The following is a 17,297-nucleotide window of genomic DNA, read 5'->3' on the forward strand; positions in this document are numbered from 1 at the left end:
AGTAGTAAGGTTAACTTACTGCAACTATAATTTATGGGGATGTAATGAATGATTATCTTGCGCTACTGAATCCTGAGCAGCAATCAGCTGTAACTAATATAGATGGACCAGTTTTAATATTGGCTGGTGCAGGGACAGGAAAAACAAGGACGATCACTTCAAGAATCGCGCATATAATTAAAAATAACTATGCCTTCTCTGACGAAATATTAGCAGTAACATTTACAAACAAAGCAGCAAATGAAATGGTGTCCAGGGTCTTGGAGCTAACAAACACGAATATACCATGGCTTGGCACTTTTCATGCAATTGCAGCAAAGATTTTGCGCCAGCATGCAGAAGTTGTGGGATTAAACTCCAATTTCACAATTATTGGTGTGGATGATCAATTACAGGTGATAAAAAATATCGTTAATGAAATAAGCCCTGATAAGTTATCAGAGAAAAACAGCGCCATTATGAATATAATTCAGAAATGGAAAGAGAAATGCTGGATGCCATCTGAGGTCGAAGATGTGCAGTCGTTTAGATCAGTATATGTAACCGCATTAAAGGTTTATCATCAGTATCAAGAGAGACTACAATTTTTAAACTCTGTCGACTTCGGTGACTTGCTCCTATATAATATACAGCTCTTCAATAAAAATACTGAGATTCTATCTTATTACCAAAATAAGTTTAAATATATCATGGTAGATGAATACCAAGACACAAATGCAATACAATATCTTTGGCTGAAATACTTAGCAAAAGAGCATTCGAATATTTGTTGTGTTGGAGATGATGACCAATCAATATATAGCTGGCGTGGCGCAGAAATTGAAAATATTTTAAGATTTTCTGATGATTTTAAAAACGCAAAAACCTTCAAGTTAGAATGCAATTACAGGTCAACATCTCACATACTTGCAACTGCATCATATATTATTAATCATAATAAAACTCGCTTAGAAAAGGCACTGTGGACAGCAAACGTTGAAGGAGAAAAGGTAAATCTCATAAAGTTATGGGATGGAAAAGCTGAAGCAAGATTCATAAGTGAACAGATATTAAAGCTTAATCAATTCAGATTTAGTGACATCGCAGTGCTAGTCAGAGCTACTTTTCAAACTAGAGTTTTGGAAGAGTATTTTATGAAATATTCAATTCCTTATAAGATTATAAGCGGTGTAAAATTCTATGAACGTCAGGAAATTAGGGATTTAATCGCATATCTAAGACTTATTACAAATAATAATGACGACCTTGCTTTTGAAAGAATTGTAAATCGGCCAAAAAGAAGCATCGGAGCCACAACTCTAAGAAAGATATATATAGCTGCTCAGGATAACAAAATTTCTTTTTTTGAAGCAGCAAAAATTCTAGTTGCAAATAATCAATTAACAGAAAGAATTAAATTCTCACTAAACGATTTTTTAAATAAAATTGAAGATTGGAGGGAAATAGTAAACACAAAAACACTTTCTGAATTTATTGGAACAATAGCAAATCAATCAGGATATATTGAAATGCTTGAAAGTGAAGGAGTAACGGGCTTAGCTCGAATAGAGAATGTAAAAGAGCTTATCTCATCCTTAAAAAACTTTGATGACGCGACAGCATTTTTAGAGCATATAAGTCTAGTGATGGAAGTGGACAACATGAATAGTGATGACACTGTATACGTTATGACTCTTCATGCAGCAAAAGGGCTTGAATTTCCATGTGTATTTCTACCTGGTTGGGAAGAAGGGTTATTTCCACATCAAAGATCTTTTGAGGACAAAACTGGCAAAGCTTTAGAAGAAGAAAGAAGGCTTGCGTATGTTGGCATAACCAGGGCAAAGAAAAAATTAATCATTTCATGTGCAGATAGAAGGGAAATTAACAATCAGTGGCAACCGATGCGCACTTCTCGATTCATAAAAGAATTACCAAGGAATAATGTTGATGTAATTAAAAGCGACATCGCTTATTGTTAAAGTGTACACATCAGCAAGAGCTATTGTACTTCCCATAGCTATATACACGAAAAAGCTGCAGTATTAGAAAAAAATTTTGAACGGTGGTAACACAAAGTTTGCAATCCTTCTTGTGGATCAAGACACACCTTAAATTCTGTCCAACCATTATAACTTCCACTACCAGCCAATATTCTACACGCTGTAGAAGGAGATTTAGCTATCTCTGTTCCAGTGCTACAATTTATAAACCTTCCTCCCTTCTCAACCTTAACTTTATAGCTTTCACCACTATTGGAACGATTCCATACAAGTGTTTTACCCACAAAAAGAGCGTTTATAACCTCTTGATTTTGGAATGGATTACATGTAATCCTAAGCAGCTTATTTTTTTTAGGTTTGCTTAGCGGTTTGTTACATAGCATATTATTTAATACTTTGTTCCTTATGGATATCGCTGCTTTGTGTTTAGCATCTTCCGTTCTGTTATCTACGTGATTTTTTACTTCACGTCGTGCATGTTCTTTCATATTTTTAATAAAGTTATGTGCATCGAGAAAATCTTGCATAAAACCCTCCAACTTTACTTTAGCTATATATCAATGGTATATTTGATGTGCTTAAAATGGAAACTACCTATTAGAAAAAAATTTTGAACGGTGATAGCACAATGTTTTCAATCCTTCTTTGGGGTCAAGGCAAATTCTGAAAAAGTTCCAACCACCACAAGATTTTGTACCATTAATTTTATTACCTACTGTAGAAAGAGACTTATATATCTCTCCATCGTAAACAAATTCTGTTGGACTATTAACTTTAACCTCGTGCTTCCTTTTACCATACACCTTGGTAAGCGTTTTACCCACAAAAAGGGCTCTTATAGCCTCTTGATTCTGTACTGCATCATATACCTGATTAACTCTTCTAGGTTTGCTTGGTGGTTTGTTACCAACCATATTATTCAGTACTTTGTTCGTTACACGTATTGCTACTTTGTCTTTCGTCTCTTCCGTTTTTTTATCTACGTGAATTTTTACTTCATGCTGTACATATTCTTTTAGCTTTTTTATAAAGTTCTGTACATCGAGCAAATCTAAATCAAGATCTTGCATAAAACCCTCCAACTTTACTTTAGTAATACATTTATATATGGTATATTGAGCATGGTTAAAATAGCATTAAAAGCATAGAACTGAAATTCATAATTCTTAAAAATATACCACACTCTGGATCTAACGAATTATGCAATTTCATGAGTAAATAGGAAATTTATTGCAAATCTTTTCAACTTTAGTTTTCACCTTTCTTTCAACATCTGAGCTATTTCCATTAATTAGCCCATGAACTACCTCATTCACTAAATCAGCTATTTCTTTAAACTCTTCAGTTCCAAGTCCACGTGTTGTTTCAGCAGCAGTGCCAAAACGCAGCCCTGAAGTAATGGTCGGTTTTTCTGTATCAAATGGTATAGCGTTTTTATTGCATGTAATGCCAGCTCTTTCAAGGCTATCCACCACATCCCTGCCGGTTAGTCCTTTTGGCCTTAAGTCCACCAACACTATATGAGAGTCAGTGCCACCTGTCACAATATTCAACCCATGTTTCTCTAGCGTTTTAGCTAGTACTTTAGAATTTTCCACAACTTTCTTGCTATATACTTTAAACTCTGGTGCTAATGCTTCTTTAAATGCAACAGCCTTTGCAGCGATTACATGCATAAGCGGTCCACCTTGTAGTCCTGGAAAAACTGCAGATTGGATTTTTTTGTGTATTGCTTCATCATTTGTCATAACTATTCCACCACGAGGACCACGCAGAGTTTTGTGCGTTGTGGAAGTCATAACATGTGCATATTTAGCGGGAGATGGATATTCACCAGATGCAATAAGTCCTGCGTAGTGAGCAATGTCTGCTAGCAAATACGCACCAACTTTGTCTGCAATCTCGCGAAAGCGTTTGAAATCCATTTTTCTTGGATAAGCGGAAGCACCTGCTATAATCAATTTCGGTTTATGCTCAAGCGCAAGCTTTTCTATCTCATCCATATTGAGCAGATAGGTGTCTTTATCAACTCCATATTGAATGGACTTAAACCACTTACCCGAAACGCTTGGTGCTGCACCATGCGTTAAATGTCCACCGCAATTAAGTGATAGCCCTAGTATCGTATCACCAGGGGAGAGCAATGAAGCAAACACTGCTTGATTTGCCTGAGAACCAGAATGAGGTTGAACATTTGCAAATTTAACACCAAACAACTTGCACAGCCTTTCTATAGCGAGGCTTTCAATTTTATCTACATGCTCACAACCACAGTAATATCTTTTGCCTGGATAACCTTCCGCATATTTATTAGTCAGAAAAGAACCTTGTGCCTCCATTACCGCTTTGCTTGCAAAATTTTCTGATGCAATCAACTGCAATTGCGATTTCTGACGCTGTAATTCTTTTTCTATCGACTGATAAACCTCTCCATCAAAAGACCTTAAATGACTTTTAAAGCAATTAAGTCCAAAGATTTTTTTTAAAATATTAAACACGGGAGAACCTCGCTAGTTGAATTAACTTAATTATATTAAGATGCATACTTTTCGGAAGCAATTTTTAAATCCTGTCTTTTTAACCACATAAACCCAAAAATAGCTATGAGTAAGCATACAGGCATGATGGACATTGCTTTTATCAGCAGTCCAGCACCGTATATAGGGTTTCCTTCTATAATTGTTTGATCCCAGTAAAAATTTACTACTTTTGCGATCCAAGTGTGAAAGAACTCTCCAAAGATCATAACTATCATGTTTGACATAGCTGTTGCCAAACCAACTAAGTTATTATTCACATAACTTATTGCTTTGTAAATTGTGACTAGCTGATAACCAGAGGCAAAACCAATGACGAAAAGTGCAGATAGTGCAATGTATAAGCCACCTGCTCCAGTAAAAAGCATTAAAAATCCTGCAATCATTGCAAACGAGCATGCAATGATTATCTCGTAATGTTTGTTTGGATATTTTTCTAATAGGTAACCTAAAGAAAATGATCCTGCTCCCATGCCTATAAATATTACAGAAGAAACAGAAGAGGCTAAATCTCCAGTCATTTCATACACTTCACATAAAAATGCCTTTATCCAACCGTCTGCAAAACCTTCCATTGCACCAACCATTAAGCCACCAAAAAAGCTGATTAAAATAATATGCTTATTAAAAAACACTGTTTTTAAATCTTTTATGCTAACTTTGTCTTGTTGAATATCGCTTTTAGGTGTTACCAAGAATAACAATAAAGCAAGCAAACATCCAAATGCTGAGAAAGTGTAAATAACATAATCCCAACCAAACTTATCAAGTAAAAAATCTAGTGGTAGCCCACCGTATATAGCACCCAATAATCCTATTATTAGAGATAAGCTTGCCATTCTTGCTGATTTTTCTTGTGCAAAATACATGCTTGCAACTTTAAAAAGTCCGATCGCTGAAGCAGATGATCCAATTCCCACAATTATTCTGCCAATTATTGAATAACTCCACTCATCAAAGCATATGAGAGGTAGCGTTCCAGTAAATGTTAAAACAATACAAGCAGGCAAAACAAACTTTGGTCCAAATCTGTCAAGGAGAATACCAATAGGTATGTGAGCGAGCGTATAACCTATATAATATATACCACCAAATTGACCTACATCTGCAATGCTTATATTAAACTTTGTGATCAATTCAGGTGCGATTATGTTTGGAATTACGCGCAATATATATTGATAAGCATAGAACAATGATGCCAACAACCATATTAAAAAATTTCTCTGTAGCATTAATTTTACCTCAAACCTAGGATTATAGACACTTTAGTTAGAAAAAACAAAATTTTAGTAAATATTTATTTTGCTCTATCCTAATAAGCGTCTCGCACAATCACTTTAAGATGTCATTTCAGCATTATTAATTTTGTATTAATTCTACTGTAGGTTTAATATATTACAATGACTTAACTAAGCAATATAGTTAATTTATTAATAAAAATATGCCATAATTAAACTATATTTATTTCCAATGGAGAAGGAGATATGCATACTACAGAACCACCAGACAAGGAACAGGAGTTGTATGATGATTTAGAAAAAGCAATAAAAAGTGGTACTGCTGATGATATTCTTCATATAATAGATAAACAAGATATCGTAGATTTAGATCATGTTTTTAACGCTAAAAATCCAAAGTTATATGATCTTTTGAACTACACTACAGATAACGACAGAGAGATTGCTGGAGCAATTTTTAAAACACTTCAACGATTCTATGCGGAAGGAAACTTTACACATCACTTATCCGATAAGATCTATGATGCTATAGTATCTAATCAACCTAGTCAAGAGAATGTTGTTGAAGGAATTTTGGAATTTGCCAGTATAAATAAAATAGATAGAATACTTCTTAGTAGTCCAGGTAATAAGTTTAAGCATGCAATCTTACATAATCGAGATCATACAAATGAAATGTTTAATTTTGCCAAAAAAAAGAATAAGCAAGATAGTTTTCTTTATGCTCTTAATAATATTTTGTATGACGCTATTGTCAAGAAGCAAAAAGATGCTATAGTTAGCATTTTTAATTTTGCTAGTACTAATAATCTTCTTAATCATGACCAACTGTATGGCTTTACAAACAATGCACTATTAAAATTTGCTAAAGAAAAAGGCTTAACAGAAATAGTTAAAGCAATTAATGCAGCAAAGGATACACTTGAACCTGAAGCTCAACATAAGCCATCTAGGGCTGCAGATAGCCAAGCTGCTCCTGAAGCAGAAGCAGAACCAACTCCTATCACACCACCTCTTCCCCCACAAAGTTGGCAAGGAGAATCTCATAAAAAAGGAACTATGCCTACAGATGAGGATTTGCAGAATTTGGCTGATAGGTTACTTACTGCAATAACAAATGATACAAGCGTTGAAAGTATATTAACAAGCAATAGTATACAACACGTTTTGATACGTTATGGAGTCAATGACAATGCAGAAAACTTTTGTACGTTTCTGGTTTACGCTATTCACTATGATCGTGAAAATGTTGCTATAGAGATTTTAAACACCGCAAACCCAGAGACTCTTGCATTTCTTCTTGAAAAAAAGCAAGAGGTGATGCTTGATGGGAATCCAGTGGATTATACAGCATTGAATTATGCCATTAAGAAAGGCCATGAAAAGCTTGTTAAAATAATTGAGGCAAAAAATGCTGAACTTGAAGCTCAAACTCAACATAAGCCGCCTAAGGCTGCAGATGGCCAAGCTGCTCCTCCACAAAGTGGGCAAGGAGAATCTGATGAAGAAGAAAAGATGGTAACTAATACTGAGGTAAAACTAACATCAGAGCAACAGAAGTTATATACTAATCTAAAGGCTGCGATAAAAAGTGGTGATGCTGATAGTGTTTACACTGTGTTAGATGGACAAGATCGCGCAGATTTACTACGTATTTTTGATGCTGAAAGTAAAGAGTTATATGATCTTTTAAACTATACTAAAGATGATGGCAGAGCAGTTGCTGAGAAGATTTTTGACAAATTTATAATAGAGGGTATATCTGGAAATTTTATAAATCACTTATCCGATAAGATAGTATCTGATAACGAGGATGTTGCTGAAGGAATTTCGAAATTTGCCAAGACGAATATAATGTATAGCACAATTTTTGATAATCTAAGCAATAGGTTTAAGCATGTAATCTTACATAATCAAGATCATGCAAGTAAAATTTTTAATTTTGGTAAAAAAGGGCCTCCGCAAATTCCAAAGCTTTTTCTTTTAGATCTTTATAGTATTTTACGTTATGCCATCAACAATGGTCAAAAGGATAATGTAGTTAATATTTTTAATTTTGCCAGAAATCATAATGTTCTTGAAGATGTTCTTAATCATCGCTATAAAGAAGGAACAATAACAATATCAGATCTTGCTCAACAACAAAAACAAACAGAAATAGTTACAATAATTGAGGCAGCAGAGGCTAAACTTAAATCTGAAGATCAACATAAGCCGCCTAAGGCGCCAGATGGCCTAGCTTCTACTCCACAAAGTGGGCAAGGAGAATCTCATAAAGAAGGAGATATGTCTCCAGATGAGGATTTGCAGAATTTAACTAGTAAGTTATTCTATGCAATAAAAGATAATGAAAACATTGAAAATATATTAGCAAGGGATGATATACAAGATGTTTTGAGACATGGGAGAGCCACACACACCACAACAAAAAAAAGCCAAACGCTTCTGATTTACGCTATTGACTGTGATCGTGAAAATGTTGCTATAAATATTTTAAACAGAGCAGACTCAGACACTCTTACATTCCTTCTTGGAACAAAGCCAATGGTAACGCCTAATGGGGAACCAGCACATGAGAATTATACAGTATTGAATTATGCTACCGAGAAAGGCCATGAAAAGCTTGTTAAAATAATTGAGGCAGCAAAGGATACACTTGAACCTGAAGCTCAACATAAGCCGCCTAAGGCGCCAGATGGCCTAGCTTCTACTCCACAAAGTGGGCAAGGAGAATCTCATAAAGAAGGAGATATGGTAACTACCACTGAAGCATTAAAACAAGAGCAGCAGAAGTTGTATGATGGTTTAAAGACTGCGATAGAAAATGATAGGCTTACGCTTGTTTTCAAGGTGTTAAGTACACAAACTCACCAAGATTTATTAGATGTTTTTAATGCTGAAGATCAGAAGTTATATGATCTTTTAAACTATACTACCCACACAGGTAAAGAAATTGCTGGAGCGATTTTTAAAAGATTTCAACAAGTGGGTATAGAAAAAAACTTTCAGAGCCACTTATCCGATAAGGTATATGATGCTATAGTATCTAAGCAAGAGGATGTTGCTGAAGGAATTTTGGAATTTGCCAAGACGAATAACATGTATAGCAGACTTTTTTATAAGCTAGGCAATGAGTTTATAGATTCCATCTTAAATAATAATCAAGACCAAGGCAATGCAAATAAAATTTTTAATTTTGCTAAAAAAGGGAATCACCAAGAGTTTTTTATGTCTGATCTTTATAACATTTTGTATGATGCTATCCATGAGAATCAAAAGGATCATGTAGCTAATATTCTAAATTTTGCCGGCAACCATAATGTTCTTGAAGATGTTCTTAGTTATAACTATCAAGAAGGAACACCATTAAAATTTGCTGAAGTAACAAATCTAACAGAAATAGTTAAAATAATTGAGGCAAAAATCGCTCAGTTTAAAGCTAAAACTCAACATAAGCAGCCTAAGGCTGCAGATGGCCAAGCTGCTCCTGAAGTGAAGCCAATCAGTACTCCAACTACTCCTCCACAAAGTGGGCAAGGAGAATCTCATAAAGAAGGAGATATGGTAACTACCACTGAAGCGTTAAAACAAGAGCAGCAGAAGTTGTATGATGATTTAGAGAAAGCAATAAAAAGTGGTACTGCTGATGGTGTTTCCAATGTGCTACATAGAAAAGGTCGCACAGATTTACTACGTGTTTTTAATGCTGAAAGTAATGGGTTATATAATCTTTTGAACTATACTACTCCTGAAGATCAAAAAATTGCTGAAAAGATTTTGGAAGCATCTGCTAGTGTTGGTATGAGAGAAAGCTTTGCGAGTCACTTATTCGATAAGATGTATGATAGTGTAGTATCTAATCAATCTAATAAAGAGAATGTTGCTGAAGGAATTTTGGAATTTGCCAAGATGAATAATATATATAGCACACTTTTTTCTTATTTAACCCATCAGTTTAAGTACAACGTTGTAAATAACCAAGGCCATGCAAATGAAATTTTTAATTTTGCTCAAAAAAAGAATGAGCAAAATCGTTTTCTTCGCGCTCTTAATGATATTTTGTATGACACTCTCATTAATAGGGAAAAAAATAAAGAAATTAAAGATGATATAGTTAGCATTTTTAATTTCGCTAGCACTAATAGTCTTCTTAATCATGCCAATAGACATATACTACATGGCTTTAGAGGAGATACATTATTACAATTTGCTCAACAAGAAGGCCTAACAGAAATAGTTACAATAATTGATGCACAAAATGCTGAATTTCAAGCTCCAGAACCACTTACTGCTGAGAACAAGCCAGCTTTTCCTGGACTCACTTCTGATAGGTCATTTCCTTTTCCGATGAGTGGACTGGGTGGCATAAGTGGAATGAGTGGCTATAATTCCCCTTCACATGGTGGATGGGATAGCAGCAACGAAACACCAACTTTTTTTAGCAAACACGGTGAAAAGATTGCTTTTGGTACTATTGGATTGCTATTAGTAATTGGTGGCGCTGTGCTTTGTGGATTTGGACAACTCGCTCTTGGAATTTCATTGCTCATTATGGGAGTAGTGCTAGCAGGAGCATTAGTAATGAAAGCAGAAAAAAGCCAAGAGATGTGGCATAAAGCTAGCGACAAATTAAGTGATTTGTTTGTTTCTAAGCAAGAACCAAATCCACGCAATCTCTAATATATAACTATTATAGTGCTTGTAAATACAAGCGCTATTTATCCAGTAAACAGAGGTGAATACTTGATATTATAAGTAAAAATTTTTAAGTCACTTTGAGCTAGCAGATAGATTTAAAGTAGAAGTTTTAGCCCATATAAGCCATCATTCTAGTATTATTAATTTTGTATTAATTCTACTGTAAATTTAATATATTATAATAAGTTAGCTAGATAATATGGTTGATTTATTAACAGAAATATGTAATAATTAAACTATATTTGTTTTTAAATGGAGAAGAAAACATGGTAACTACTATTGAAAAACTAACACCAGAGCAACAGACGTTGTATAATAATTTAAAGGATGCAATACAAAGTGGTGTTGCTGCTAATGTTGATAAGGTAATAAGTGCACAAACTCGCAATGCACAAACTCGCTCAGACTTATTGTCTGTTTTTAAAGCCAATCCAAAGTTATATGATCTTTTAAACTATACTACAGATAAAGGCAGAGAGGTTGCTTGGGTAATCAAAGGCAGAGCTGTGGCAATTGCTCTGGAATTTGGTCCAGAGTGTATGATGTATAGAAATTTTATGCATCACTTATGCAACAAGAGATATGATGCTGTAATATCTAATAATACTGCTGTTGCTGAAGGAATTTTGGAATTTGCCAAGCCCTATGGAATCGATCTACTCCTTCATTGGAATCTAAGAGATAGGTTTGAAGATGAGCTTAAGGATGCCATCTTAAGTAACAAGCAAAAACATGCGAATAAAATTTTTAGTTTTGCTAAAAACTACATTTGGCAAGAGAGCTTTATTGATTTTCTTGAGGATATTTTGCTTGATGCTATCCACCATAATAAAAAAGATAATGTAGTTGGCATTTTAAATTTTGCTAGCACTAATAATTTTCTTAAAGATGTTCTTAGTCGCAGATATATAGGAGGAACACCATTAGAATTTGCTAAACGAGAAAATCGAACACAAATAGTTAAAATAATTGAAGAAAAAATAAAAGAGGCTAAACTTGAACCTCAAGAACCACCTATTGATTCAGGCAGACCAGCTTTTCCTGAACCAACTTCTGATAGATCACTTCTTCCTCCACATGGTGAACAGGTTCAATCCAGCAAACCATCTGTCGATTCAGGCAGATCAGCTTTTCCTGGACTAACTTCTGATAGGTCATTTCCTTTTTCAATGAGTGGAATGGACAGCTATCATTATGGTGGATGGGATGACAGCGATGAAACACCAACTTTTTACAGCAAACACGGTGGAAAGATTGCTTTTGGTACTGTTGGATTACTATTAGTAATTGGTGGTGCTGTTCTAGCTTTTGTACTTGGACAACCTTTAATTGGAATAGCTGCAGCAGTAGCTGGAGCTGCTCTGCTGGCAACAGTGGTATTAGCAATAACAACAGAAAAAGGTCAAAAGATGTGGGATCAAGCTAGCGACAAATTAAGTGACAAATTAAGCGATTTGTTTGTTTCTAAGCAAGAATCAAATCTACGCAATATCTAATATAGAACTATTATAGTGCTTGTAAGTACAAGCACTATTTATTTCCATAAACGGAGGTGAGTACTCGGATTATCAAGATTACGCAATTCGATGATAAAAGAGGGAAACAGGTGCAAAGTTTTTCCTATGATGTTCTGTAATGCCATAAAGGTTAATGGCGTTAATGTGTTCTTTTGTTCCATATCCCTTATTTTTATGCCAATTATATTCTGGATGTTTATTATGCAGCTCTTGCATAAATCGATCTCTGGTTACTTTTGCAATTATTGAAGCTGCTGCAATTGATGTACTCAAATTATCGCCGTTTACTACGGACTGCACTTGCCATTTTACCTCAGGCGGTTGATTGCCATCAACCAAAACATAATCAAGCTCTAGGTTCAGATTTATCAACGCACGCTCCATTGAAAGTTTTGTCGCTTGTAAGATATTATATGAATTTATTTCCTCCACACTTGCTATTCCTATGCCAAATTTTGCAACGGATGTTATTTTTTCATATAGAACTTCCCTGAATTTAGGAGTCAATTTTTTCGAGTCGTTAATTCCATCAATAATTATATTTCTATCGGTAAACACCACCGCTGCAGACATTACTGGACCAGCGAGTGGCCCTCTACCCACTTCATCAACCCCTGCTATCATTCCGGATAACCTATTTTCTAATGTGAAGTCTGGGTATGTCATAAGTTTTTATAATAAGCAAGTTACTGCAAAAGCTGAAAAGATAACAGAAATTATCCAAAATTTCATAACTATTGTGTTTTCGGACCACCCTTTCTTCTCAAAGTGGTGATGTATTGGTGACATAAGGAAAATTCTTTCCCCCTGCCCATATCTAAATTTTGTATATTTAAAATATGATACCTGAATAATTACAGATAGAGTCTCTATCACAAAAATCGCTCCAATAACAGCAAAAAGCAATTCTCTTTTAATTAGTATGCTAGTTAATCCCAGTACTGCACCTATTGAAAGACTACCAACGTCACCCATAAATATTTTTGCTGGATGTGTGTTGAACCACAAGAAACTTAAAATTGCTCCTATAAATGCAATGCAGAATAAAATAATATTTATGTCTGCTTGAGTTATGTATGCAATTAGACCTAAAGAAGCAAAAGAAGTGATAGCTTGAGTTGCAGCAAGTCCATCCAAACCATCAGTAAGATTCACAGCATTGGAAGAGCCCACAATTACAAATGCAGCAAACGGAACATATAAATAGCCAAGGTCAATTATCATCTCTTTGAATAGGTACGTTTTCGTAAAGCCTTCAGCAGAGTATACGTTAAGTATAGACATACCAATCAGCGCGACAATAAATTGAATAAGTATTTTAGCTTTTCCATTTAAACCTCGATAGTGATTTGCCTTTAATTTTAAATAATCATCGATGAATCCAAGCAAAGCAAAACAGAGGGTTATAAATATTAAGAGCAGAATCTCAGGTGTTAACTGAGCTAAAAGTAAAATCGGAAATAAGGAAGAAATTAGTATTACTATTCCACCCATAGTCGGAATATCTTTTTTTGTAATCAAATGACTTTCTGGTCCGTATGGCCTAATTGGTTGCCCGCTTTTACTCAGTTCTTTTAGTAGCTTTATAAAATAAGGAAAAAGAATCAATCCAAAAATAAATGAGGTAAAAAATATTTTTGTGGTTAAAGTCATCTATCTCTTTAAAATTTATTATTATACCTGTTACTCACAAATGTTATAGCACATAAATATCTGCTATTTGGCATAAAAGTGTGTATGGTAAGAAATACTTTTCTTTTAAACATGAGTATGAAAAATTTGAATGACGCTATATCTAAAATCACTAACTATAAATTCACAAATGAGGCTATATTAGAAGAAGCATTGACTCACCCAAGTGTAAATAAAAGAAATAGCGAAAATCAGATTACAAGCTACGAAAGATTAGAGTTTTTGGGTGACAGCGTCTTGAACATGGTAGTATCTGCTATGCTGTTTAAATTATTTCCAGAAGAGCAAGAAGGAGCATTGGCAAAAAGAAAAACAGATTTAGTTTGTGGCAGCACCATTGCTAACGTTGCTAAAGAAATAGAATTAAGTGATCTTATCATCATGAATAATAGTGAACGCTGTAATGGAGGAAAATGTAACCTAAAAAATTTAGAAAATGCACTCGAAGCACTGATCGGTGCAATTTATATTGATGGTGGGTTCGAAAACGTTGAAAAATTTATCACTGAGCACTGGGAAAAGCTAGCTAAAAACACGCTCACCCCCCCTCAAGATCCTAAGACCTCATTGCAAGAATGGACTCAAAAAAGCAAGCTACCTTTACCAAAGTATGATCTGATAAAACAAACAGGGCCAGCTCATAGCCCTGAATTTACTATATCTGTTTACATAGAAAGTCATGGCAAGGTTTCTGCATGTGCTCCTAGCAAGAAAGTTGCTGAGCAAAAAGCTGCTGAATTAATGCTAGAGAAAATCGAAGAAGTGCTGAGCAAACCATACACGTCAAGCTAGGAAATGTAGAGAGATGAGTATAAGTTTTAAGGTTAGCTAAAGTGATTATACTATAATACATATATTAATAATATAATGGTTATTTTAGTTACAGGTAAATACCATGAGTGATACAATAAACTTTCTACTACCAGAAAATCAATATTACACTGATATTCTTTATGATGATGATCGTAACCTTCATGTCAATTTACTAAATACAACACAATTCAAAGGAATTATACATGAAAACAATAGCTTGATGTTTCCTGGTTGTGGTGAACCATATGAAGACGTATTAATGCAGAGGATACAAGTTGAAGATGACACTATAAAGATGGAATTACAAACTAAAGATAAAAAACATAGTCAAGTTATAAAAGAGGGTGCAGCTAAGTGTGGGTTTAAAGTGAAATAACTAAATTAGGTCTTATAATTAATTATAAGACCTATTAGCTATGCTCTTAATCTTCTTTCACAGCCCTGTATAACTAGTTATAAGCTATTTATTTCAATAATTTTCCTAATTTCCTTTACAGGCTTATTTGCATCTTGGTTCGATGTCATTCAAGTAGCTGATACTAGGATGGCTTTTGGTGCGATGCAACAAAACCGGATGAAACCAGTAGGGAACAGCTACTTAGTTGGATATTAACGACAAGCTTTAAGTCTTTTGAAATCTTCTTCAGCGTGATATGAAGAGCGAGTGAGTGGACTCGATGCAACTACTAAGAATCCCTTGGAATAGGCAGCATATTTATAATGCTCAAATTCTTCTGGAGTGACGTACCTATCAAGTTTTGCATGTTTTGGAGTTGGTTGTAAATATTGACCAATTGTAATAAAATCAACTTCAGCACTGCGTAAATCATCCATAACCTGAAATATCTCTTCTTTTGTTTCTCCAAGGCCAACCATAAACCCTGACTTTGTGAAAAGTTTAGGGTTAATTTGCTTAACAGTTTTGAGTAAGTACAAAGAATGAAAATAACGAGCTCTTGGCCTTATTTTTGCATATAACCTCGGCACTGTTTCGATGTTATGGTTATAGACATCGGGAGCAGCAATAGCAACTGCTTCAAACGCTCCTTCCTTATTCAAGAAATCAGGAGTTAAAATTTCTATCGTTGTTTCAGGGCTTGTCTTTCTAATTTCTTCTATGCATTTTATAAATTGATTCGCACCGCCATCTGGCAAATCATCGCGGTCAACAGAAGTAATAACCACATGCTTTAAGTTTAATTTCTTTATAGCTTTTGCAAGATTTTCTGGCTCGTGTGGATCTAATTTGTCTGGGATTCCAGTTGCAACATTGCAAAATGCACAAGCACGTGTACAAACAGAGCCGAGAATCATAACAGTAGCGTGACGTTTATTCCAACATTCACCAATATTTGGACATGCAGCCTCTTCACAGACTGTATGCAATTTATGTAATCTAACAGTATTTAATGTTTCATTGAATACTTCACCGGTTGGAGCTTTTGCTCTGAGCCACTGAGGTTTACTATGCATAGCTTATACTGATGCAACTTGCTGCTTCGCTAAGACCTTCTTTAACCTTCTCTTTATTTTTTGTGCTTCTTCGCTTAATTTAATTGTTCTTGTGTTGAGCAAAAAAGCATCAAGATCACCTTTATAATCTATAGTCCTCAAAGTTCTTGTTGCAATACGAAAACTGAATTTTTTATTCAATATATCACTCATCAACGTAACCTTATGTAAATTCAAAAGAAACGTACGTTTTGTTTTACGGTTTGAATGTGATACCTTATTACCGAAAGATTTTTTTCTATTTGTTAATTCGCAAACTCTACTCACTTTGATATTACCGAAGTTACTATATAACTTGAGGTTACCTTATATCGTAAAAAAGTCAATACTCTCTTGCTTAATTTTTATACCATATACCGCTTTATAGCCAAAAAATACTGTGATTTTTTCTATTATGAGAGAAATCATATGCTGAATTTCTAATGCTTTACTGCCATTTGTTACTACAAGGTGTAATACACCAGAATTGATATTTTGCGCGTACGAAATCTTTTTTGGCTTTGTACACTCCGCAATTTCTGCTCCCACTATATTTTTCCAGTTTAAAATAAGACGTATTTCATTTGTACTGATCTTATTCCTCATGCACTTAAGTGCATAGTTTTCTATTATAGACTTTAACTTTTTAGGACCTCTTGTTTTAAGCATTTTTCTATTATTAATCAGATTCTTTCATAATCACAAGATAGTGAGTAAGTTAAAATTTTCTAGCTTTTATGCTCCCGCAGGCTTTTTCTTGTTACAACCACTGTATCTGCAATCTTATCATGCCAAGTTTGGCAGCGCTTACTGAAGTTTGCCCATATAAAGCCTAAAAACAATGGTGCAACTGAGAGTATAATGGAGAAAAATCGCTTAGTTGCTTGTTTCAGAGTCATTTTTTCAAAAGTGTTTGAATCCACAACCCTCATTCCAAGTAATAATTTCCCAGGTGTAGCAGCAAACCTTATCCACATATAGGCTACATAGCTAAAGAGCATAGCAGATTGGACTATTTGATTTAAGATCATTAATTTAATAAGCCTATTTTGTACTATCTTCTCTTCTGCAGATAACTCTACCATTGGATATTTTGCAGCAATTTGACTTAATATTTTACCATCTTCTGAACGCATAAAAATCTGATTTAAAGCTTGGCTACAAAACTGTAAAATCAAAACAATAATAATTAAATCAAGCAATACTGATAGATAGCGTCTAAGCCCTGTTACGTAGCATATTCCATTTTCATCTTTTTTTACCTTTTGAATAACACTTATAGAAGAGAGAATAGAAAATAAACGTTCAAAAAATTTATGTAACATATAT

General features: G+C 34.5%; 15 protein-coding genes. 5 read left to right on the forward strand and 10 right to left on the reverse strand.

All coding sequences use genetic code 11. The features are described 5' to 3' along the window. Window positions 1–44 precede the first annotated feature (44 nt). Window positions 45–1,961, forward strand: coding sequence for an ATP-dependent helicase (locus ASM33_RS06640; RefSeq protein WP_110409853.1), 1,917 nt, complete (start codon window positions 45–47; stop codon window positions 1,959–1,961). A gap of 38 nt (window positions 1,962–1,999) precedes the next feature. Here the strand turns inward: ASM33_RS06640 and ASM33_RS06645 are convergent, their stop codons facing one another. The 4 genes from ASM33_RS06645 to ASM33_RS06660 form a co-directional block, all read right to left on the reverse strand. Further along, window positions 2,000–2,509, reverse strand: coding sequence for a hypothetical protein (locus ASM33_RS06645; protein WP_110409852.1), 510 nt, complete (start codon window positions 2,507–2,509; stop codon window positions 2,000–2,002). 63 nt (window positions 2,510–2,572) lie between these two features. Beyond that, a complete protein-coding gene (locus tag ASM33_RS06650) occupies window positions 2,573–3,052 on the reverse strand; it encodes a DUF2924 domain-containing protein (RefSeq protein ID WP_110409851.1) in 480 nt (159 codons plus the stop codon). Between the two features lie 138 nt (window positions 3,053–3,190). Continuing rightward, window positions 3,191–4,480: a serine hydroxymethyltransferase gene (gene glyA, locus ASM33_RS06655; protein ID WP_110409850.1), complete on the reverse strand. Its 1,290-nt coding sequence runs from the start codon at window positions 4,478–4,480 to the stop codon at window positions 3,191–3,193. Window positions 4,481–4,515: 35 nt separating this feature from the next. Beyond that, window positions 4,516–5,751, reverse strand: a complete 1,236-nt coding sequence (locus ASM33_RS06660) for an MFS transporter (protein ID WP_110409849.1) — start codon at window positions 5,749–5,751, stop codon at window positions 4,516–4,518. Window positions 5,752–6,003: 252 nt separating this feature from the next. Between ASM33_RS06660 and ASM33_RS06665 the strand changes: the two genes are divergently transcribed. Together ASM33_RS06665 and ASM33_RS06670 are read left to right on the forward strand one after the other, a co-directional pair. Next, on the forward strand, window positions 6,004–10,437 hold the full coding sequence (locus ASM33_RS06665; protein ID WP_110409848.1) for an ankyrin repeat domain-containing protein: 4,434 nt from the start codon (window positions 6,004–6,006) through the stop codon (window positions 10,435–10,437). A gap of 284 nt (window positions 10,438–10,721) precedes the next feature. Then, window positions 10,722–11,951 (forward strand): hypothetical protein, encoded by a 1,230-nt coding sequence (locus tag ASM33_RS06670; protein WP_110409847.1) that lies wholly within the window; start codon window positions 10,722–10,724, stop codon window positions 11,949–11,951. Window positions 11,952–12,029: 78 nt separating this feature from the next. On the opposite strand, the gene ASM33_RS06675 is transcribed toward ASM33_RS06670, so the two are convergent. Together ASM33_RS06675 and mraY are read right to left on the reverse strand one after the other, a co-directional pair. Continuing rightward, the gene (locus ASM33_RS06675; RefSeq protein ID WP_110409846.1) at window positions 12,030–12,638 is read right to left on the reverse strand and encodes a ribonuclease HII; all 609 of its coding nucleotides are present in this window, start codon (window positions 12,636–12,638) and stop codon (window positions 12,030–12,032) included. 6 nt (window positions 12,639–12,644) lie between these two features. Continuing rightward, window positions 12,645–13,625, reverse strand: coding sequence for a phospho-N-acetylmuramoyl-pentapeptide-transferase (mraY, locus tag ASM33_RS06680; protein WP_110409845.1), 981 nt, complete (start codon window positions 13,623–13,625; stop codon window positions 12,645–12,647). 117 nt (window positions 13,626–13,742) lie between these two features. Between mraY and rnc the strand changes: the two genes are divergently transcribed. Both rnc and ASM33_RS06690 read left to right on the forward strand, forming a co-directional pair. After that, complete coding sequence (rnc, locus tag ASM33_RS06685) at window positions 13,743–14,456, forward strand: ribonuclease III (RefSeq protein WP_110410563.1); 714 nt, start codon at window positions 13,743–13,745, stop codon at window positions 14,454–14,456. Window positions 14,457–14,559: 103 nt separating this feature from the next. Beyond that, window positions 14,560–14,853, forward strand: coding sequence for a hypothetical protein (locus ASM33_RS06690; RefSeq protein WP_110409844.1), 294 nt, complete (start codon window positions 14,560–14,562; stop codon window positions 14,851–14,853). A gap of 233 nt (window positions 14,854–15,086) precedes the next feature. Here ASM33_RS06690 and lipA read toward each other — a convergent pair whose 3' ends face one another. The 4 genes from lipA to ASM33_RS06710 are packed head-to-tail and all read right to left on the reverse strand — an operon-like array spanning window position 15,087 to window position 17,293. Then, on the reverse strand, window positions 15,087–15,950 hold the full coding sequence (gene lipA / locus ASM33_RS06695; RefSeq protein ID WP_110409843.1) for a lipoyl synthase: 864 nt from the start codon (window positions 15,948–15,950) through the stop codon (window positions 15,087–15,089). Window positions 15,951–15,953: 3 nt separating this feature from the next. Further along, window positions 15,954–16,256, reverse strand: a complete 303-nt coding sequence (gene rpmB / locus ASM33_RS06700) for a 50S ribosomal protein L28 (protein WP_110409842.1) — start codon at window positions 16,254–16,256, stop codon at window positions 15,954–15,956. A gap of 39 nt (window positions 16,257–16,295) precedes the next feature. Then, entirely contained in the window at window positions 16,296–16,637 is a 342-nt protein-coding gene (locus ASM33_RS06705) for a DUF721 domain-containing protein (RefSeq protein WP_110409841.1), read from the reverse strand. A gap of 59 nt (window positions 16,638–16,696) precedes the next feature. After that, on the reverse strand, window positions 16,697–17,293 hold the full coding sequence (locus ASM33_RS06710; protein ID WP_110409840.1) for an RDD family protein: 597 nt from the start codon (window positions 17,291–17,293) through the stop codon (window positions 16,697–16,699). Between the last annotated feature and the right edge of the window lie 4 nt (window positions 17,294–17,297).

This window comes from Wolbachia endosymbiont of Folsomia candida (assembly GCF_001931755.2).
GTDB lineage: Bacteria > Pseudomonadota > Alphaproteobacteria > Rickettsiales > Anaplasmataceae > Wolbachia.